Genomic DNA, 2,733 nt, shown 5'->3' on the forward strand with positions numbered 1-2,733 from the left:
CTTGCGCCATGAAACGCACCACCGGACAGGACCGCAGCCAGACCCAGAGCTGGCGCCCCGCAACCCGCGCCATCCGCGGAGGCACCTGGCGCTCGGAAATGGGCGAGACCAGCGAGGCGCTGTTCCTGACGTCGGGCTACAGCTACGACGATGCCGCCACGGTCGCCGCCCGCTTCCAGGGCGACGAGGAAGGCATGACTTACTCGCGCCTGCAGAACCCGACGGTGGCGATGCTGGAGGAGCGCATCGCTCTCCTCGAAGGCGCCGAGGCGTGCCGTACGCAGGCCACCGGCATGGCGGCAATGACCGCCGCGCTGCTGTGCCAGCTTTCGGCGGGCGACCACATGGTGAGCGCGCGCGCCGCTTTCGGTTCGTGCCGCTGGCTGGGCGACCACCTGTTGCCGCGCTTCGGCGTCGAGGTGACGCTGGTGGACGCCGGTGACACCTCGCAGTGGGAAGCGGCGATCCGCCCCAACACCAAGGTCTTTTTCTTCGAGACCCCGGCGAACCCGACCATGGGCGTCGCCGACCTCGCCGCCATCGCCGAGATCGCCAAGGCGCACGGCATCACCACGGTCGTCGACAACGCCTTCTGTTCGCCCGCGCTGCAGCGGCCGATGGAGTTCGGCATCGATGTCGTCGCCTACTCCGCGACCAAGCTGATGGACGGGCAGGGCCGCGTCCTTGCTGGCGCCGTCTGCGGTTCGGAGCAGTTCATCAACGACGTGCTGCTGCCGTTCCAGCGCAACACCGGCCCGAACCTCTCGCCGTTCAACGCCTGGGTCGTGCTCAAGGGCATCGAGACGCTGGACCTGCGCGCCAAGAAGCAGAGCGAGAACGCGCTGGCTCTCGGCAAGTTCATGGAAGATCGCGTGCCCACGATCCTGCACCCCTGGCTTGACAGCCACCCGGCGCAGGCGCTGGCGATGAAGCAGATGGATGCTTGCGGGCCGATCTTCTCCTTCGTGCTCGATGGCGGGCGCGAACAGGCGCATGGGCTGCTCGATGCCCTGAAGCTGATCGACATCTCGAACAACATCGGCGACTCGCGTTCGCTGATGTGCCACCCGGCCTCGACCACGCACCACAACATGGGGGCGGAAGGCCGCGAGGCGATGGGCATCGGCGAAGGCATGCTGCGCATCAATGTCGGCCTCGAGGATATCGAAGACCTCAAGGAAGACATGGATCAGGCGTTGAAGGCCATCGGCCTTTAAGCTAGCGACGCCGCCAGTTCAGCCTGTCAGCCCGGCGCTGGCAGGCCGTTCCCCGATAGCTCAGCGGTAGAGCATTCGACTGTTAATCGAATGGCCGTAGGTTCGAATCCTACTCGGGGAGCCAAAGTCCGATAGCGGAGCAGATTGCCGGAACCTGCTCACTTCTACACGGTTGTAGCCTGAAAGAATCGTGGTTAGGTTGCCCGTGTCATGAAGGAACTGTTCCAGCACTCCGCGATCACCGACGGCCTCACCGTGCGTGTGGCCGTCAATTTCCTGCCCGAGCAATCGCGTATCGAGGCGGGTAAATGGTTCTGGGTGTATCACATCCGGATCGAGAACGAGACCGACCACACGCTGCAACTGATGACCCGTCACTGGCGCATCACCGATGCCAACGGCAAAGTCGATGTGGTCGAGGGTGAGGGCGTCGTCGGGGAACAGCCGTTGCTCGAACCGGGCCGGAGTCACGACTACGTCTCGGGATGCCCGCTCTCGACGCCGCAGGGTTCGATGGAGGGGTATTACACCTTCCGCCGCGATGACGGCACCGAATTCCGCGCCAGCATCCCCTTCTTCCCGCTTGCTGCGCCCGCGACCGCAGGCTGATATTGCCCCGCGCGATTGTGGCGCTTAGGGAAGCGTCATGAAGCGCACGCACCTGCCCCTCAACGCCCTGCGCGTCTTCGACGCAGCGGCGCGCCATCTCTCCTTCACCCGCGCCGCCGACGAACTGGCGGTGACGCCCGCCGCCGTCGGCCAGCAGATCCGCGCGCTGGAAGACCTGCTCGGCGTGGTGCTGTTCCGCCGCACCAGCAAGGGGCTGGAACTGACCGAAGAGGCGGGTGCCGGTCTTGCCGCGCTGCGCAGCGGGTTCCTCCATTTCGAGGACGCCGTGCAGGCGATGCAGGCAGGGCAGTCGAGCCACGTCTACACCATCGCTTGTCCGCGCGAGTTCTTCGCCGCCTGGCTGGCGCCGCGCCTTGCCGCATTTCGCGCTGCTAATCCGCAAGTGCGATACGTGCTGGTCGATGGCGAGATGACGGATTTCACAGAAGCTAACCTCGACCTCGCGGTGCGCTGGACGGATGGGCCGGGCGATCTTGAGGGAGTGGCGCTCGGTAGCGCCGAATGGGTCGAAGTGGGCTCGGGCGACTGGATCGGCTGGCCGGGCGACCCCGAGCCGGACGGTGAGGGAGAAGAGGCCAAGCCGCCGGTCGTGGTGAGCGATGCCGGGCAGGCGATCGCCGCCGCGCTGGCCGGGATCGGCCGTGCGCGCATTCCGGCGCTGCTTGCGGCGGGCGTCGCCGGGCGCGATGCGGCTGTGGGTGAGCCAACGCCGAGCCGTCGTGGCTATTGGCTGGTCGCGCCGACGCCGCAGTGGCGGCAGAAGAAAGTCAAGGAACTCGTCGCGGCGCTGACGGAGTGAGTTGCCCACCCCGTCCGACTAACTCGCTGCGCTCGTAAGTCTCCCGGCCCTCCCGCCAGCGGGAGGGCAAAACAGACCTCTCATTCC

The 2,733-nt window shown here is 66.4% G+C and carries 3 protein-coding genes and 1 tRNA gene; all 4 read left to right on the forward strand.

Annotated elements, in window-relative coordinates; all coding sequences use genetic code 11:
- The first annotated feature begins 8 nt into the window (after positions 1-8).
- Positions 9-1,217, forward strand: coding sequence for a trans-sulfuration enzyme family protein (locus ACYPYD_RS16170; RefSeq protein WP_459664225.1), 1,209 nt, complete (start codon positions 9-11; stop codon positions 1,215-1,217).
- 49 nt (positions 1,218-1,266) lie between these two features.
- A tRNA-Asn gene (locus tag ACYPYD_RS16175) sits at positions 1,267-1,341 on the forward strand.
- Positions 1,342-1,427: 86 nt separating this feature from the next.
- Positions 1,428-1,826, forward strand: coding sequence for a Co2+/Mg2+ efflux protein ApaG (gene apaG / locus ACYPYD_RS16180; RefSeq protein ID WP_008831267.1), 399 nt, complete (start codon positions 1,428-1,430; stop codon positions 1,824-1,826).
- A gap of 37 nt (positions 1,827-1,863) precedes the next feature.
- Positions 1,864-2,646 (forward strand): LysR family transcriptional regulator, encoded by a 783-nt coding sequence (locus ACYPYD_RS16185; protein ID WP_008831268.1) that lies wholly within the window; start codon positions 1,864-1,866, stop codon positions 2,644-2,646.
- Positions 2,647-2,733: the final 87 nt, after the last annotated feature.

The sequence above is a fragment of the Novosphingobium sp. 11B genome (assembly GCF_054589055.1).

Excerpts from the sequence above, each read along its gene's own strand:
- apaG (WP_008831267.1), top strand. The coding sequence starts at position 1,428 with ATGAAGGAACTGTTCCAGCACTCCGCGATCACCGACGGCCTCACCGTG.
- ACYPYD_RS16185 (WP_008831268.1), top strand. The coding sequence starts at position 1,864 with ATGAAGCGCACGCACCTGCCCCTCAACGCCCTGCGCGTCTTCGACGCA.
- ACYPYD_RS16170 (WP_459664225.1), top strand. The coding sequence starts at position 9 with ATGAAACGCACCACCGGACAGGACCGCAGCCAGACCCAGAGCTGGCGC.